Source organism: Bacillus sp. TL12 (assembly GCF_022625245.1).
In the GTDB taxonomy this organism is placed as follows: domain Bacteria; phylum Bacillota; class Bacilli; order Bacillales; family Bacillaceae_G; genus Bacillus_A.
Map to the genome: position 1 here is coordinate 80,651 of NZ_JAJJBY010000002.1, position 16,843 is coordinate 97,493.

At 35.8% G+C, this 16,843-nt stretch carries 17 protein-coding genes; 13 read left to right on the top strand and 4 right to left on the bottom strand.

Annotated elements, in window-relative coordinates; genetic code table 11:
* The first annotated feature begins 95 nt into the window (after positions 1 to 95).
* On the top strand, positions 96 to 1,220 hold the full coding sequence (locus LOK41_RS02380) for a recombinase family protein (RefSeq protein ID WP_241815002.1): 1,125 nt from the start codon (positions 96 to 98) through the stop codon (positions 1,218 to 1,220).
* A 303-nt stretch (positions 1,221 to 1,523) separates the two neighbouring features.
* Here LOK41_RS02380 and LOK41_RS02385 read toward each other — a convergent pair whose 3' ends face one another.
* On the bottom strand, positions 1,524 to 1,946 hold the full coding sequence (locus tag LOK41_RS02385; RefSeq protein ID WP_347269282.1) for an e9imm peptide: 423 nt from the start codon (positions 1,944 to 1,946) through the stop codon (positions 1,524 to 1,526).
* Between the two features lie 371 nt (positions 1,947 to 2,317).
* Between LOK41_RS02385 and LOK41_RS02390 the strand changes: the two genes are divergently transcribed.
* Entirely contained in the window at positions 2,318 to 2,545 is a 228-nt protein-coding gene (locus tag LOK41_RS02390) for a hypothetical protein (protein WP_241815004.1), read from the top strand.
* A 46-nt stretch (positions 2,546 to 2,591) separates the two neighbouring features.
* Here LOK41_RS02390 and LOK41_RS02395 read toward each other — a convergent pair whose 3' ends face one another.
* From LOK41_RS02395 to LOK41_RS02405, 3 genes are read right to left on the bottom strand one after another with little or no spacing between them, the layout of a single operon-like run.
* Positions 2,592 to 3,398: an ABC transporter permease gene (locus LOK41_RS02395; protein ID WP_241815005.1), complete on the bottom strand. Its 807-nt coding sequence runs from the start codon at positions 3,396 to 3,398 to the stop codon at positions 2,592 to 2,594.
* Positions 3,391 to 4,155 carry an ABC transporter ATP-binding protein gene (locus LOK41_RS02400; protein WP_241815006.1) on the bottom strand — a complete coding sequence of 255 codons (765 nt, stop codon included), beginning with the start codon at positions 4,153 to 4,155 and terminating at the stop codon, positions 3,391 to 3,393. Before LOK41_RS02400 ends, LOK41_RS02395 begins: the two co-directional genes overlap by 8 nt.
* A gap of 11 nt (positions 4,156 to 4,166) precedes the next feature.
* The gene (locus LOK41_RS02405; protein ID WP_241815007.1) at positions 4,167 to 5,171 is read right to left on the bottom strand and encodes an ABC transporter substrate-binding protein; all 1,005 of its coding nucleotides are present in this window, start codon (positions 5,169 to 5,171) and stop codon (positions 4,167 to 4,169) included.
* A gap of 121 nt (positions 5,172 to 5,292) precedes the next feature.
* Here LOK41_RS02405 and LOK41_RS02410 point away from each other — a divergent pair, with 121 nt between their 5' ends.
* From LOK41_RS02410 to moaD, 11 genes are all read left to right on the top strand, one after another.
* The gene (locus LOK41_RS02410) at positions 5,293 to 5,589 is read left to right on the top strand and encodes a DUF3986 family protein (RefSeq protein ID WP_241815008.1); all 297 of its coding nucleotides are present in this window, start codon (positions 5,293 to 5,295) and stop codon (positions 5,587 to 5,589) included.
* Position 5,590: 1 nt separating this feature from the next.
* Positions 5,591 to 5,824 (top strand): hypothetical protein, encoded by a 234-nt coding sequence (locus LOK41_RS02415; protein WP_241815009.1) that lies wholly within the window; start codon positions 5,591 to 5,593, stop codon positions 5,822 to 5,824.
* A gap of 339 nt (positions 5,825 to 6,163) precedes the next feature.
* The gene (locus LOK41_RS02420) at positions 6,164 to 7,096 is read left to right on the top strand and encodes a metallophosphoesterase (RefSeq protein ID WP_481748791.1); all 933 of its coding nucleotides are present in this window, start codon (positions 6,164 to 6,166) and stop codon (positions 7,094 to 7,096) included.
* Between the two features lie 630 nt (positions 7,097 to 7,726).
* On the top strand, positions 7,727 to 9,544 hold the full coding sequence (locus tag LOK41_RS02425; RefSeq protein ID WP_241815010.1) for an acyltransferase family protein: 1,818 nt from the start codon (positions 7,727 to 7,729) through the stop codon (positions 9,542 to 9,544).
* Between the two features lie 970 nt (positions 9,545 to 10,514).
* Complete coding sequence (locus LOK41_RS02430; protein WP_241815011.1) at positions 10,515 to 11,564, top strand: P-loop NTPase; 1,050 nt, start codon at positions 10,515 to 10,517, stop codon at positions 11,562 to 11,564.
* A gap of 49 nt (positions 11,565 to 11,613) precedes the next feature.
* On the top strand, positions 11,614 to 12,417 hold the full coding sequence (gene fdhD / locus LOK41_RS02435; RefSeq protein ID WP_241815012.1) for a formate dehydrogenase accessory sulfurtransferase FdhD: 804 nt from the start codon (positions 11,614 to 11,616) through the stop codon (positions 12,415 to 12,417).
* A gap of 49 nt (positions 12,418 to 12,466) precedes the next feature.
* Positions 12,467 to 13,483: a GTP 3',8-cyclase MoaA gene (gene moaA, locus LOK41_RS02440; protein ID WP_241815013.1), complete on the top strand. Its 1,017-nt coding sequence runs from the start codon at positions 12,467 to 12,469 to the stop codon at positions 13,481 to 13,483.
* Positions 13,484 to 13,580: 97 nt separating this feature from the next.
* Positions 13,581 to 14,597: a MoeB/ThiF family adenylyltransferase gene (locus tag LOK41_RS02445; protein ID WP_241815014.1), complete on the top strand. Its 1,017-nt coding sequence runs from the start codon at positions 13,581 to 13,583 to the stop codon at positions 14,595 to 14,597.
* 17 nt (positions 14,598 to 14,614) lie between these two features.
* Complete coding sequence (locus LOK41_RS02450; protein WP_241815283.1) at positions 14,615 to 15,904, top strand: molybdopterin molybdotransferase MoeA; 1,290 nt, start codon at positions 14,615 to 14,617, stop codon at positions 15,902 to 15,904.
* A 42-nt stretch (positions 15,905 to 15,946) separates the two neighbouring features.
* A complete protein-coding gene (locus LOK41_RS02455; RefSeq protein WP_241815015.1) occupies positions 15,947 to 16,411 on the top strand; it encodes a molybdenum cofactor biosynthesis protein MoaE in 465 nt (154 codons plus the stop codon).
* Positions 16,412 to 16,414: 3 nt separating this feature from the next.
* Positions 16,415 to 16,651 (top strand): molybdopterin converting factor subunit 1, encoded by a 237-nt coding sequence (moaD, locus tag LOK41_RS02460; RefSeq protein ID WP_241815016.1) that lies wholly within the window; start codon positions 16,415 to 16,417, stop codon positions 16,649 to 16,651.
* Positions 16,652 to 16,843: the final 192 nt, after the last annotated feature.

Sequence of the window (16,843 nt, forward strand, 5' to 3'; positions counted from 1 at the left end):
TGAGGGCTAATAATCAGTGGGGGATGAAAAAATTCCCCCACTGATTAAAGTTTCACTGTATCATATCTTTGTAGAATGGAATAATGGAGGTTTATATGAGGAAGGTTTATAGAAGGCTATTATGCTTTATCTTAGCAATTGGTGTTACAGCAGGGTGCAGTAAAGAAGTAAGAGTTGCGGAAACGAAAGATATATGCAAAACCGAAGGTGAATGTACGAAGCTTGGAGATGCTATGGTTCAAAAAGTATATAAAAAAATGGACAGTCTGTCTCAGCTGGAAGAACCAGAGGAAGATGTAAAAGGCTTGGAAGAAAATACAGAAGAGAACGCTGGAAAGAAAGACAACATGAAAGAAGCAGAACAGAAGAAAGATGATGATGAAAACTATTTCTTTTTAGCATCTTACTATATTAATGAGGAAGAAATCGTAGATCCTTATTTTGAAAAACTAGATAAGAAGCGTTTACAGAAAATGTTTGCGGATGATATAGAAGCGAAGGAAGAAATAATTGAGCAGCATGAAGATAGAGATTATCATGAAACGCTGTGGGGAATTTATCGTACGTTAATTCCGTCTAAGTATCGAGAGAATATAAAAGAATTTGATATTGTGACAGATGGATATGATGGAATTGTTGCTCATGTAACTCCTAGTATGGAGAATCCGAAAGATTGGGTGTTAAGTTTAGATACGCTTGATTCAGGTGTGAATATAGATGAAGTAATGAAGACATTAATACATGAGACTGCTCATGTATTAACGCTTAGTGATAAACAAATTCCAGTAGATGAAAAGTATGTAAAGGCATTTGAAGCGGAGAAAGATGTTTCTTCCTATCAAAATAAGTGTAAAAATCTTTTCTTGCAAGAAGGGTGCGCGAAAGCAGATTCGTATATTAACAAATTCTATGATTCTTTCTGGAAGCCAATTGAAAGTGAATGGAAAGAAAAGCAAATTGAAACAGATGAAGAGGCGCAAATACAATTTTTTGAAGAAAAGCATGATCAATTCGTTTCTGAGTATGGAACAACAAATGTAGCAGAGGATATTGCTGATACATTTACTGCATTCATTTTGCAAGATTCAAAGAAAGTGAAAGAGGGACAAGAACTGAAATATAAAAAGATGGCATTCTTTTATCAATATCCGGAGCTTGTCAAAATGAGAGCGGAAGTATTGGCTGGATTATATGAGGTTTCACAAGAAATAAAAGAATAAAAATAGTAAAACCCCCCCCAATATAAGATAACGGGTTCAGTTTTGAAGTACAAAATTATATTTAGAAGATAAATTCACAATAAAATTAGAAACCGAATTGACCTGTAAAATCACATTATAATTAGCATATGAAAACGCCCAGAGTTGAAAAAAACTCTGAGCGTCTTTTATTGTCTTATTCGATTAAAGTACCCTTTAGCTTAATTAAAATTAAAGACCAAAATCAAACAAAGTTCTAAACATATTGATTTTACACAAGTCATTCTTAAAAAAGAGCGTTAACTCTATTTGGAGCAACCCACTTTATAATTGTAATGGTTTATAAGCCAATGCTTTGTCTATAATTTCTCTGGCGGTTAATTCTTCATCGCTCCAGAAAATATAATCACTTATTTTAGGGTCAACAACAGACGATTCAACCATGTCCAACCAAATTGTCAGCTCCCATTCTTCTCCTTCGCCATCCATAAGTTTTTGAACCAAGGTAACTAACTCGTCTTTACTTAACTCACCTAACTTGATAGTTTTATGGTTAATAGCTCTTTTTACAATGTATTCTGCACCGTAGTCAGCAAAAAATAATTCTTTTGCATATGGATAGGGAACACTATTTTCAAATACAGTAAGTTTATGTTCAAAATCCTTCCCAAAATCTTGTAGCTCTTGAATTTCTAAAACTAATTTTAATAGTTTCTTTTCGTCCAATTCCTCACTCCCTTTGTTCAAGATAACTACCTCATTAATCTAAGTACATTTCTTCACAATTTCTATATTCATTTTAACATAAAATTACAATTACCCTTTTGATTTATCAATATTAACATAGCAAATAGCATTATAATTAACATAGTATTTAACGCGTTGACAATAGCTATTGGCAACATGTTATTTGGTCTGTTAATTAGTAGGCTATTTCGTGTTTTGTACTCGAAAACCGAACCCGTTAAATATAATATAGGTTGCTTTTTTTAAGTAGAAGAAGGAACTAGAAATTGTAAATAGAATAGAGTATAAAAGGATTAATTGTCACAAAATTGACACAATTAGAATATACATAGTAGAGATGTAATGAATTTATTCTCAAGGGGGTAGATCGTATGAAAACCATTCTTGCTATTGCTGGTCTTATTTGGGTCATGTCGCATGGGTTTCCGATTTTCGAGGGAGAGCAAATTCGTACAGCGTTAAATAAACAATTTAATGAGTATCATGTTATAGATCGAAAAGATAACATTGTAACAGTGCGTGTGAAAGATTGTTTTCATACGGTCAAGATTCAAGGAAGTACTGTAGTTAACGATACAAAAGTATGTGACCAACAATGAATCCAATTTATAATAAAAAAAGCTGACTCCGGCATATGATTTGGAGTCAGCTTCTTTTTCTTTTCCCTACAAGTAATTTTTCAAACCCTTCAACAAATACATACATCAGAGTGGCAAGGACACATGTCAGTAAGACACTCAGCAGTACAAGCGTAAAGTTAAACACTTGGAATCCATAGCTAATTAAATAACCGAGCCCTTGTTTGGAAACGAGAAGTTCCCCGAAAATAACACCAACCCATGATAATCCAACGTTTACTTTTAAAGTTGAAATGATAGCTGGAAAGGAAGACGGTAAAATAACTTGTTGATATGTTTGCCATTTATTAGCGCCAAACGTATCCATTACTTTTATATAATTCGAATCCACTTCTTGAAATGCACTGTAAATAACAAGAATGGTGATGATGATGGAAATAATGACTCCCATTGCGATTGAAGAGGAGATATTTGGGCCGAAAATAACGATAATAATTGGGCCAAGTGCTACTTTTGGCATCGCGTTTAATACAACAAGGTATGGGTCTAATACGCGAGCGATAAGAGGTACCCACCAAAGAATGGTTGCGATAATTGTCCCGAGCGCTGTCCCGAGAATAAATCCAATACTTGTTTCTAATAATGTCGTCCATATGTGAATCCAGAGTGATCCATCTCCCCATTTGCTTAAAAACAGTTCCCAAATGCTTGAAGGAGAGCTGAAGAGTAAAGGATCAATCCACTCTTGCTTGCTAGAAATTTCCCATAATAAAAAGAAGAGAATGAGAAGTAATAATTGTAAAGCGGCAACTATCCAGGTGCGCTGGCGCTCTTTTTTTCGAAACTGTTCATGTAGTTGTTTTATATTATCCAAGGCTCTCAAGCTCCTTCCATATGGCTTGAAAAAGAGCTGGAAACTCAGGGTGGTGTCTCGCCTCTAATGGTGGTAGAGAGCGAATGCTTTCTGGTACGATAAATGTTTTGGCAATTTTGCCAGGATTTGATCGAAGTAAGTAAATACGATCACTCATCGCGATAGCCTCTTCGATGTCATGGGTGACGAGAAGAGAAGTCTTCTTATACTTGTGCAATAAAGAAAATACGAGATTCTCTAATTTTAATTTCGTTTGATAATCAAGGGCTGAAAATGGTTCATCTAACAAAAGGATTTTTGGGTTTGTTGCGAGTGTACGAACGAGTGCTGCCCGTTGACGCATACCACCCGATAATTCTGAAGGGTATTGCTTTTCTACACCTTGCAGGCCCACTTGCTTTAAAAGTTGCAATGTATGTTCTTTCGTTTCCGCTCCGTATGTTTTTGTAATGTGCAGCCCAAGCATAATATTTTCTTCAATTGTTTTCCAAGGGAACAAATAATCTTGTTGAAGCATATATCCCATTGAATCTGTGGGTTTTATTACTGGTTTATTATTCACAAAGACTCTACCTTCAATTGGCTCTAGTAGTCCTGCGATAATAGAAAGGAGCGTTGTTTTCCCGCAGCCACTTGGACCGAGAAAGGATATGAATTCTCCTTCGTCTACCTGTAAGCTAATATCTTCAAGGATGAGCCGGGCACTTTTCTTTGAAAAAAAACATTGAGAAACGTGAGCTATTTGTAAGAAACACATTGTATTCGCCTCTATTTCTTAATAACGCTTTCGGCAATTTTTGTATTAACGAGCGCCTCATGTGGAACTTCTTTTTGTAGTTCACCAGCTTCTTTCATAATTGTTTGTAGTTGTTTCCATTCTTCCGTATCTAATAATGGATTTGTGGCATACGAATGTTGCTTTTTATAGCGTTCGATTACTTTTAGCATAATATCTTTTGAAGTATCTTTAAAAAGTGGTGTAACAGCCTCGGCAATTTCTTCTGGACTATGTGTATCTACCCATTGCTGTGCTTTATATAATGCGCGCGTAAATTTTTCGGCGGCTGTTTTATCTTTCTTTAAAAAGCTTTCTTTTGCCATAAATGTTGTGTAGGGAACAGTTCCAGATTCAGCACCAAAGGAAGCGACGATATAGCCCTTTCCTTCCTTTTCAAAAATGCTTGCGGTTGGTTCAAACAGCTGGACAAATTCTCCTGTACCAGATGCGAAGGCATTAGCGATATTCGCAAACTCAACATTTTGAATTAAATTTGTATCTTTTTGCGGATTAATACCATTTTTCTTCAAAACGTATTCCCCAACCATTTGCGGCATACCGCCTTTACGTTGACCGAGGAAAGTAACGCCCTTCACATCGTTCCAATTAAAGGAGTCTAACTTTTTACGTGAAACTAAAAATGTACCATCCGTTTGTGTGAGTTGTGCAAAGTTAATAACCGGATCTTTTGCTCCTTGCTGGTGAACATAAATGGATGTTTCAGAACCGACAAGTGCAATGTCAATTCCACCAGATAACAGCGCGGTCATCGTTTTATCGCCACCAGCTGTCGTTTGCAAATCAATATCTAACCCTTCATCTTTAAAAAATCCCTTTTCAATTCCAACATAGAGCGGGGTATAGAAGAGGGAATGTGTAACTTCACCGATGCGAATCTTTTGCGTCTGCTGCTTCGTATTGTCTTTTTTACTACACGCCACAAATGTAAAAACAGTGAGTACAAGTATACAAAAAACAGCTATGAATTTTTTCAATAGGTGCCACCTCCTAGAAATGAATCTATTTCCATAATATGTAGAGAAGTGCCTAGATGTGAGTGGACATAGAAGGAATTTTTTTGATGATAAAGAAGTACACATATAAGGGGTGATAAAAATGAAGTATGAATATGATGATAGCCTGCATTTACATCTTGATTATTTTGGAGAAGAATATGATGTGGAATCGATTGCTTATAAAAGAAAACATGAAGATGTGTGGGATGTTTTTTTTAACTTTGCCTTTTATGGGATTCCCTTAGTACAGGTGCAAGAAGATGAATTCATGGATGACTATTCTGGATATCGTGTTTTTTCTGTACATGCCAATGACTTAAGCTGGGAATTTGGTAGTGCTAAGTTTGAAGAATGGATTTTAGAGCATCGGATATTAGAGAAGGTAGTACAAAAATGAAGTGATTGATTTTCTCGTTTTGTTACTTATATTTGTAGCAGATTTTATGATGTTACAGTTTCTTTCTTATCGCTTTGTAAAAAAGAATATCCATAAATATAAGGAAACGAAACTTATGCATATGTGGTTGGATATGCAAGTAAAGAAAGGGCCGAAATTAGATTTTGGTGATTATACATTTATATTGATTGTATGCATCATATGGAAACTTTGGCTTCTTCCTTTTATAAGTTGAAATTTGTAAAATCATCCAAACTACTTCTAATAGGATTAGTAGTAAATATCCTATCATTTTCCCCCTTAATAGAAGAACTACATGATGCATCAAATCTTAATTTTGGTGTGAGTAGCTTATTCATGTTCACTTCAATTTTCAAAAAGACATACGTTTGTAACATAGAAATGCTACAACGTTATGTAAAGCGTATCTTTTTACGAAGATGAATTTAGAGGTGAACGTATGAAAATGAACTTAGAACACGCCAAAATAAATAAAATGAACTCGAGCGAAGAAGTACCTTCTTTAGAACAAGCAAAAGAAGGTACTTCCTTATTGTGGTTGAGACGAATAGGTATGATTTCCCTCATACTATTCATTCTTCCGATAACAATTTACGTATATGCTTTTCATTTCGAAACAAAAGCATTGTCAGTTACATGGAATGATATTGACAATCCAAATATCCCAAAAGGTTTTCATGGTGTGAAAATCGTACAGTTCTCAGACACACATTTTGGACCAAATTTTCCTCATAAACAACAACAAATGTTAGTGGATAAAATTAATCAATTGAATCCTGATATTGTAGTATTTACAGGAGATTTAATTGATAAATTTGGAGAATATGCTGCAGAAAGAAAGTACTCACAAACTATTTTGGCACAAATTCATGCTCCCCTTGGAAAATATGCAGTGTTTGGCAATCATGATCGAGGCGGTGGAGGTAGTTACTTATATAAAGAGTATATGGAGAAAGCTGGCTTTAAGGTTTTGAATAATGAAACGAAAAAGATTAAAGCTGCGAATGGGGATTATATTACTATTTCTGGCCTTGATGATTTTTTACTTGGAAAACCAAAAATTCAGCCAACCTTGCAAGATCTTAGAGTAGAGGATTTTAACTTACTACTAGTGCATGAACCTGATACTGTCGATCAAATATTGGAATATCCAGTAGATCTTCAAATATCCGGTCATAGTCATGGTGGACAAGTTCAGATTCCGTTCATAGGCCCTATTATCACTACTTCACTAGCAAACAAATATGTAGAAGGACTTTATTCATTAGAAGGAAAGCGTAAACCATTACAGTTGTATGTGAATCGTGGTATGGGAACTACTAGAATGCCGGTACGGTTTTTTAGTAAACCGGAACTTTCTGTTTTTTCATTGAATAGAACGAGCGGTGTTGTAAAAGATATTTTGACTCACACAGAAACACATCCGTATGGAATTAAAGTCCGATTACAAGATGGACAAATTGGTAGAGTTCAGAGTATCGGTTAATAAGAAAAGAGGTTATCCTAAAAGTAGTTTTTAGGGTAACCTCTTTTTATAGATAAAGTGAAACTTTAATCAGTGGGGGTTTTCCTCATCCCCCACTGATTATTAGTTGAACCAATCGGGCCTTTACGGGCAGTAATACTCCCACCTAATTTCTTTGCTCCCGCCGAATTTTGAGGTGGGAGTATTACTGCCCGTTAGTGCGGGATAAACTCACTATGATTTTCTACGATATAAATCACGGCTTCGGAAACAAAAAGAAGTTTCCACTTACTTGCTCCTTGTGTTTTCACATGGGATGGGGCGAAAAAAGGCCTGACTGCTTCTATGCACCGCCGGACGCTCTCTTCCTACCCGAAAGGAAAGGTCTTATACCGGTTTTCAATTTACATTTATATATTCGAGTATTTATTTCATTTACAAAAGAAAGTTTATTCATGAAACTATTTTATGTAGTTAGATAACGTGATAAAATTTTAGTTACTGTGTATGTAATCATAAAAAAAGAGAGAGTTTATTAAATGGTTTTGTAATATTTTGATTGGGCTCCTATTTTTTTGGGGATACAATTGATAGAGTTGTATGTTGTGTGTATTTACAGAATTTTTAGAGAAACATGGGGGTGACTGCTAGATGCCCGAACCATTAAAGAAAAATAGTCGCTATATGGTTGGATTGGACAGTCTAAGGGGCCTAGCTATACTAGGTGTTATTTTGTATCACATCAATTTTAATTGGATGCCTGGAGGATTTTTAGGAGTTACGGTATTCTTTGTACTTTCTGGTTATCTAATAACGGATATTCTGGCGATAGAATGGCAGAGAAATAAGAGAATTGACTTGAAGAGGTTTTGGCTCAGTAGAGCAAGACGGTTACTTCCTGGAATGCTCGTTATGCTTGTAATTGTGTTAGCGTGGATCACCATTTTCCATAGTTCCTTGCTAGGAAAGATGCGCGGAGATTCACTAGCAGCTTTATTGTATTTCAGTAACTGGTGGTATATTTATCACAAATTATCATACTTTGAGAGTTTTAATCAACTTTCACCGCTAAATCATTTTTGGTCATTAGCTGTGGAAGAACAGTTCTATGTCGTGTGGCCATTTATCATTGGCCTTGCATTTTTTTACATAAAAAAGAAATCACGTATTATTTTATTCATCATGTTAGGGGCAGCTATGTCTGCATTAGCGATGGCACTTTTGTATGAACCAGGAGCTGACCCAAGCAGAATTTATTATGGGACTGATACGAGGGCTTTTTCTTTACTAATTGGAGCAGCACTTGCCTTAATTTGGCCAAGCAGTAGGCTTGCGAATAAAATTATTCCAAAGGCACGTCTCGTTCTTGACATAGTTGGAGGGATTGCTCTTGTCATCATTCTCGTTATGTTTTGGAAGACGAATCAATATGATCCGTTTCTATATCGCGGAGGAATGGTTCTTTTATCGCTTGCTACTGCTCTGTTAGTAGCGAACCTTGCTCATCCAGCTAGCCGAATTGCTCAATTTTTACGTTTTAGACCACTGCGCTGGATGGGGGTACGATCGTATGGAATATATCTTTGGCATTATCCGATTATTACATTAACGACCCCAAAAATAAATGCTGGAGAGTTTTCGTTTACACGAGCCCTTCTTCAATTTCTTCTTATTATAGTTGTTGCACAAATTTCGTGGAAGTTTATTGAGGATCCAATCAGGCGAGGAGCATTGAAGAATATTGGCTCGAAGAACTGGAGCATGAGAAACTTAGCATTAAGTGGTAAGTTAGCTATAGTAGGTGCATTATTCATTTCTACCATAGCTGTATTTGGACTATCGACAGCTAGTCAAGCAAAGGATAATCCTCAACAAGGTAAAACTGAAGTAGTACAAACGGAACAAAAAGAAAAACCGAAACACCCAGTGGCAATTCGGGAAAAACCAGCTGAAGAACAACCTCCAAATAAAGAACAACAAGAAGCTACTACACAGACTAAGGAGCTTCAAACAGTTACAGCTGTAGGTGATTCTATTATGATTGATATCGCTCCGTATTTAAAAAATGCATTTCCTAATATAACGATTGATGCAAAGGTTGGTCGACAATTGTCTAAAGCAATTCCAGCGGTGGAACAGCTAAAGAATCAAGGGAATTTAGGAAATCATGTCATTATTGGATTAGGTACAAATGGAGCCTTTACAAAGGATCAATTAGTATCATTAGTGCAATTGATTGGGAATGAACGTAAAATTATATTAGTCAATACGAGGGTACCGCGTCCATGGGAATCATTAGTGAATGAGAAATTAAAAGAAGTAGCATCTGCTTACCAAAATGTGACGCTAGTCGATTGGTATGCAGCAAGTGCCGGAAATAAAGCATACTTTGAACCAGATGGCGTACATTTAACAAAAGCAGGTGCAGAAGCATATGCTGCACTTGTAGCAAAAGCAGTGAATTCATAATTGGATGTATTTCATGGTATAAAAATATTTTTTTATTATTTAGTAGATTGATTGTAACAAAAAAAGAACTTGTAGATACGCTACAAGTTCTTTTTTCGGTTTATATTGAATAACGGGGGTATAACTAGACAAAACAGCTCAAACATGAATAACGGGGAGTTCTACTTTAACCTGACACATTTAGTATATAGCACATGATAGCGTTTTCGATAATATATTATTGAAAATTATGTGAATTATAAAATTGATAGGTGGGAATTTGTTCACACTTTCATTATTTTGACTACAGATAAGTTATTTATCAAGAATTTAAATAACTATAATTTTCTCTTGTAAGAAATAAGCCGGGAATTGTACGAGAAGAGAAGTATTAGAACTGATAAAATAATCATTTGAAATACAAATCACAAAACATTATTATATTAATTAGGAAATGTGAAAAAGTATCTTGAAGGTTAGATGAATATTATAGATTGTAAGGATAATGTTGGTAATCTTACTGTTAATTTGCTATTGAGGTCAGACATTTAAAGTATTATAATAAGGACATAAAAAATCATTGATATTGGGTAATGATAAATTGCTTTTATATCCTGTTTTTTTATTTTTACTATATGTGATAAGAGGAATCGCTGGCAGATAAATCTGTTTAGTAATTAGCTCACCATAAAATAGGCTGTGTATCGTATGTACACATTTTATTTTATGGTGAGCTTTTTTGTTGTTTAAAAAGAAGAATTATTATGCTGAGAAGAGATTGAGTACTAAATGAAACAGAGAGCTTTGAGGTTTCTACTATCACTCGCCGTATACATTATATAGTCTGTTATTTCGCGATAATTTGTTGATGGTAATTCAATAGGAACGGTACCTATATATGCCTAGAGTAGGCTTAAATAATTCGAACCATATTTTGGTAATAATTAATATTTGTGAAATGAAATTAATAACTAAAAAAGGACTGATAGGTATGTTAACACACGAAAAAATTATGAACGCTTTAAAACATGTTCAAGATCCTGAGCTTCATAAAAGTATTGTGGATTTAAACATGGTACGAAATATTCAAATTGACGGCACTCATGTTCAATTGGAAGTTGTTTTGACAATTCAAGGTTGTCCATTAAAAGCAAAAATTAAAGAAGATGTTGAAAGCTCGCTTCACAACATTGGTGCTTCTAGTGTTACGCTAACTTTCGGTTCTATGACAGTAGAAGAACGTGCTGCATTGACGCAAATGCTGAAGAAAGATTCTACAACAAATACAGGAATGCCCGCCATGTTGCGACCGGATTCAGGTGTCCAATTTATTACTGTGACAAGTGGAAAAGGGGGCGTGGGAAAGTCTACGGTTACTGTTAATCTTGCCATTGCTTTGACGCGTTTAGGAAAAAAGGTCGGAATTTTAGATGCAGATATATACGGGTTTAGTATTCCAGCGATGATGGGGGTGACACAAAAACCAACGATGATTGACAAAACAGTCATTCCGGTTGTTAGTCATGGTGTTCAAATTATGTCAATGGGATTCTTTACAGATAATAACAATCCAGTTATGTGGCGAGGACCGATGCTTAATAAATGGATCCAAAACTTTCTTGCAAACACGCATTGGGGGGAACTAGATTATCTTCTTCTTGATTTACCTCCTGGTACAGGGGACGTAGCGATTGATGTAGCAGCGATGATTCCACAAGCGAAAGAAATTATCGTCACAACTCCTCATAACGTTGCCTCTTTTGTTGCTTCAAGAGCAGGGGCGATGGCGAGATATACGAAACATGAAATTTTAGGAATCGTTGAAAATATGGCGTATTACGAAGAACAAGATGGTTCAAGAAACTATCTTTTTGGAAAGGGTGGCGGTGATATGCTAGCCGAACAGTTACAATCCGAAGTGATTGCAAGAGTTCCTTTTGCTAAGCGTGAGGAAAATAAAAATTTGAATGTATATGATGAAGATTCTCTTGCTGGAGAAATGTTTACATCATTAGCTGAAGATCTTATTCATAGAGGATAAAAATATAGAACTTTTCATGAAAAACATAATTTAAAGGATGAGACGCCGTATGAAACCGGTAGTAGGAAAAAGAAGGATTCTTAAATTCGCGGATGGCTCCATGAAAGAAGCTGAAGATCTAGTCGTTACAGAATTTCCTGTGACAGTAAAAATTAATGGACAAGAATTTGTTACGATGGTTTGCACACCAGAGTACATTGAAGATATGGTTATTGGTTACTTAGCATCTGAAGGAGTTATACGGAGATATGAAGATATCAAAGAAGTTTGGATTCAGGACAAAGAAGGATATGTGTACGTGAAAATAGATAAATTGAATCCTTATTATCAAAACTTCCAAAATAAGCGCTATATTACATCGTGCTGTGGGATGAGTAGACAAGGATTTGTCTTTGTGAATGATGCATTAACGGCTAAGAAAATGAATGAAATACGAGTCAAAATCTCTCCAGATGACTGCATTCATTTCATGAATCAGTTACAAGATTCAGCTACTATTTTTAAAGATACTGGAGGAGTTCATAATGCTGCCTTATGTGATGTAAATGGTTTTATGCTAAGTCGGATGGATATAGGAAGACATAATGCTTTGGATAAAATATACGGATATTGTTTGAAAAATAACGTCTCGATTGGAAATAAAATCATTGTTTTTAGCGGACGTATATCTTCAGAAATTTTATTGAAAGTAGCGAAGATTGGGTGTGAGATAGTTCTTTCGAAATCTGCGCCTACTGAATTGGCATTAGAGTTAGCAGAAGATTTAGGGATTACAACAGTAGGTTTTATTCGAAATCAATCTTTCAATATTTACACATGTCCAGAACGAATTCAAAAATACGGTAAAACATAAGATGAATTTAATAGTAGTTGGTCGTTTACCTTAGAAGGGAGAGAGAAATATGGAAAATGGTATATTAGATAAATTGCAACGCCCCTTGAGAGATCTTCGTTTATCTGTGACAGATCGTTGTAATTTCCGCTGTCGTTATTGCATGCCGGAAGAAATATTTGGAGCGGATTATCCTTTTTTATCTTCTGATAAAATTTTGTCTTTTGATGAGATGGAACGATTAACTCGTATATTTGTTTCTTTAGGTGTCAAAAAAATACGCATTACAGGAGGAGAGCCTCTATTACGAAAAGATCTTCCTGAACTTATTCATCGTTTGAATTCTATTAATGGAGTAGAGGATATTTCTATAACAACGAATGGATCGCTTCTTAAAAAGTTCGCCCCTGCGCTGTTTGATGCTGGGTTAAGACGGGTGACAGTGAGTCTTGATTCTTTAGATGATCAACGTTTCAATCAGTTAAATGGCAATAAAAGCAAAGTTGCAAGAGTTTTAGAAGGCATTGAATCAGCTGCGCGAGCGGGACTAAAAGTAAAAGTGAATATGGTTGTGCAAAAGGGGAAAAACGATCAAGATATCATTCCGATGGCGAAATATTTTAAAGAGCATAAACACACTCTTCGCTTTATTGAGTATATGGATGTAGGGAACTCAAATGGCTGGAGAATGACAGAAGTAATGACGAAACAAGAAATTTTAAATCAAATTGGAGCAATTATGCCACTTGAACAAATTGAGCCTAATTATGTAGGGGAGGTAGCGACTAGATACCGTTATATAGGTAGTGAGCAAGAAATTGGAATCATTTCATCTGTGACTGATTCTTTTTGTTCAACCTGTTCAAGGGCTCGTGTTTCTGCTGAAGGGAAATTATATACATGTTTATTTGCGTCAAAGGGATATGATCTTCGTCATTTACTTCGTTCAGAAGAGCCGGATGATGTGATTACTCATACAATTACTGATATTTGGAATCATCGTGGTGACCGCTATTCTGATGAAAGAGCAAATGGTAACCATTCTATAAAACAATCAAAAGTAGAGATGTATCATATTGGTGGCTAAAATGAATATCTCATGAATGATAACTATCAAAGATTACATACATGAATGATATACATGATTGATGTATGTAATCTTTGAAAGAAAGGAAGAGGGAGCGGTGACTGAGCGTTATTCACGACAGCAGCTGTTCAAACAAATAGGTTTGGAAGGGCAAGAAAAAATAAGACATAAGCATGTACTAATCGTAGGAGCTGGAGCATTGGGGAGTGCTGGTGCTGAAGCTTTTGTAAGAGCTGGTATTGGAAAACTAACAATTATTGATCGTGATTATGTTGAATGGAGTAATTTGCAGCGTCAACAGCTATATACGGAAAAGGATGCGAATGACAAAGTACCAAAAGCGATTGCTGCAAAAAAGCATTTGGAACAAATAAATTCAGAAGTTGAAATTGAAGCACTGATTATGGATGCGGTGGCTGATAATGTAGAAAGTTTGCTAGATGATGTTGATATCATTATCGATGGAACAGATAACTTTGATATTCGCTTTATTATAAATGATCTTTCACATAAGTATAACATTCCATGGATTTATGGTTCGTGTGTAGGAAGTTATGGAGCCACTTATACAGTTATTCCTGGAAGAACGCCATGTTTGAATTGTATCTTGAAAAGAGTTCCTACTGGAGGTGTAACGTGCGATACAGCAGGAATTATTAGCCCGACTGTTCAAATTGTTTCCGCTTATCAAGTAGCAGAGGCATTCAAAATTCTTGTAGAAGATTTTGCTGCACTTCGGAATACTTTTTTGACTTTTGATGTGTGGAGCAATCAGCGCCATTCTATTCATGTAGATAAAATAAAAACAGAAGGTTGTCCATCTTGTGGAACATGTAGAACATATCCATATTTATCGTACGAAAATCAAACAAAGACCGAAGTATTATGTGGACGAAATACAGTTCAAATTAGACCTACTAAAAGCATCGAATATAATTTTGACCAAGTAGAAAAATCATTAAAGATTTATGGTGAGGTCACGAAAAATCCATATTTATTATCTTGTCAGCTTCCAGACTATCGGATGGTTATATTTAAGGATGGTCGTGTGTTTATTCATGGAACAAACAATATCCAGCTTGCCAAAAATCTTTATTATCGCCTATTAGGTTAATAAGAGGAGTGAGAATGATGGTAAAAAAACGCACCCCTATTTCTGTAGGCGAATGTGTTCATAAAGTAATGGAATATGTCAAAAATGGCATGAAGGAAATGATACCACTTGAATGCGCCCATGGCCGTTACTTAGCGGAAGATTTGCTAGCTGATCATAACGTTCCTTGGTTTGATCGTTCTCCATATGATGGGTTTGCTGTAAGAGCAGAAGATACAGAAAAAGCGAATTCTGATCACCCAATATCATTAAAAGTGGTAGGAGAAATTGGTGCAGGTACGGTCTTTCATGGGCAAGTTGGGGCATTTGAAGCGGTTAGAATTATGACAGGTGCTCCAATTCCGGAAGGATGTGATGCGGTTGTCATGCTTGAATTAGTGAAAGAGTATACAGAAAGTGGTCAGAAGTTTATTGTAATGAAACGCTCTCTTCAGAAAGGTGATAACATCTCCTTTGCAGGTGAAGATGCAAAAAAAGGAACAATTTTAGTAAAAAAAGGGACTTATATCAATCCGGGTATTTCAGCGCTATTAGCAACATTCGGATATGATGAGGTACCTGTTGCAAAAAAGCCTGTCGTCGGCGTTTTAGCGACTGGAAGTGAACTTCTTGACGTAAGTGAATCATTAACGCTAGGGAAAATTCGAAATAGCAATTCGTACATGATTGTAGCGCAAATTGAACGAGCTGGCGGAAAAGTTAAGTATTTCGGAAAATTAAGTGATGAGTTTGATAGCTGTTTTGTTGCTGTCAAAAACGCTTTATCTGAAGTAGACATACTTATTACAACAGGCGGAGTGTCAGTGGGAGACTACGACTATTTACCGGCAATTTATGAAAAGTTAGGAGCAACAGTTCTTTTTAACAAAGTAGCAATGAGGCCAGGAAGTGTAACAACAGTAGCTCAATTGGATGGGAAATTATTATTTGGTTTATCAGGAAATCCGTCTGCTTGTTACGTTGGATGTGAATTATTTGTTCGTCCTGTTATCCGCACGTATTTATTCAATGACAAGCCACATTTGAAAAGAGTATGTGCATATTTAGGAGAAGATTTTGTAAAGCCTAATCCATTTACTAGGTTTGTAAGAGGAACCATTTCCTATGAGGAAGGTCGCTTAATTGTTTCACCTTCAGGTTTTAATAAATCAGGTGCTGTTTCCTCTTTAGCTAGAGCCGATGTATTTATCGTTCTACCAGGAGGTTCAAGAGGCTACAAAAAGGGAATGAGTGTTGATGTTTTACTACTAGAAGATGTACAAGGAAGTGAATGGCCTTGGGAAAACATTGTTCCTTCTTATAGATGACAAAGTGGAATACAACATGAACGGAAGAAGTGGTGAGAACAGGTGAAACACGAGTTATTTAAAGTTGTACATGAAGCGATACGTGTAGAAGAAGTAATAAATCAAGTTTCCAGAAGAGAAGCAGGTGCCATTACACTCTTTATTGGAACGGTTAGGGAATTCACAAAAGGGAAGAAAACATTATCTCTTGAGTACCAAGCGTATGAAACGATGGCAGTAAAAATGTTGAGCCAAATAGGAAAAGAAATTGAGAAGAAATGGCCGGATACACAGGTTGCTATCACTCATCGGATAGGTAAATTAAAAATAACAGATATTGCTGTTGTTATCGCGGTTTCCTCCCCGCATCGTAAAGTGGCGTACCAAGCAAATGAATATGCCATTGAGCGAATTAAACAAATTGTACCTATTTGGAAAAAAGAATTTTGGGAAGACGGAACGATGTGGATTGGAGATCAATTAGAGACCACTAAATATCCAGAAGGACAACCAGGCAAGGAGGAATAAGAAATGATTACTGTTTTATTTTTCGCAGGAATGCGTGAAGAAGTTGGATTAGATGAATTAAAAATAATCGAAACGGAGAATATGACGATTCATCAACTAAAACAATGTCTTCAAAATAAGTATGCTCTTTCATCTTTTAATCAAGTTATGACAGCTATCAACGAAAGCTTTGTAACAGATGATGAAACGATAGATGATGGAGATATAATTGCTTTTATTCCTCCTGTAAGTGGGGGATAAGCAGAATAGCACTGTTTTATCATTTTAACCGAGAAGTCCCCCTCCCCTAAACGAAGTGAAGGTGAGGCTGGTTCAATGATAAGAATTTAGTGCAAGAGCTGTATTGATTATCTACCGGAAGAATTTGTTGTTGAGGTTAAATGTTTAAAGTATTATAATGAAAATATAAACGTAAATATGAAAATAATCATT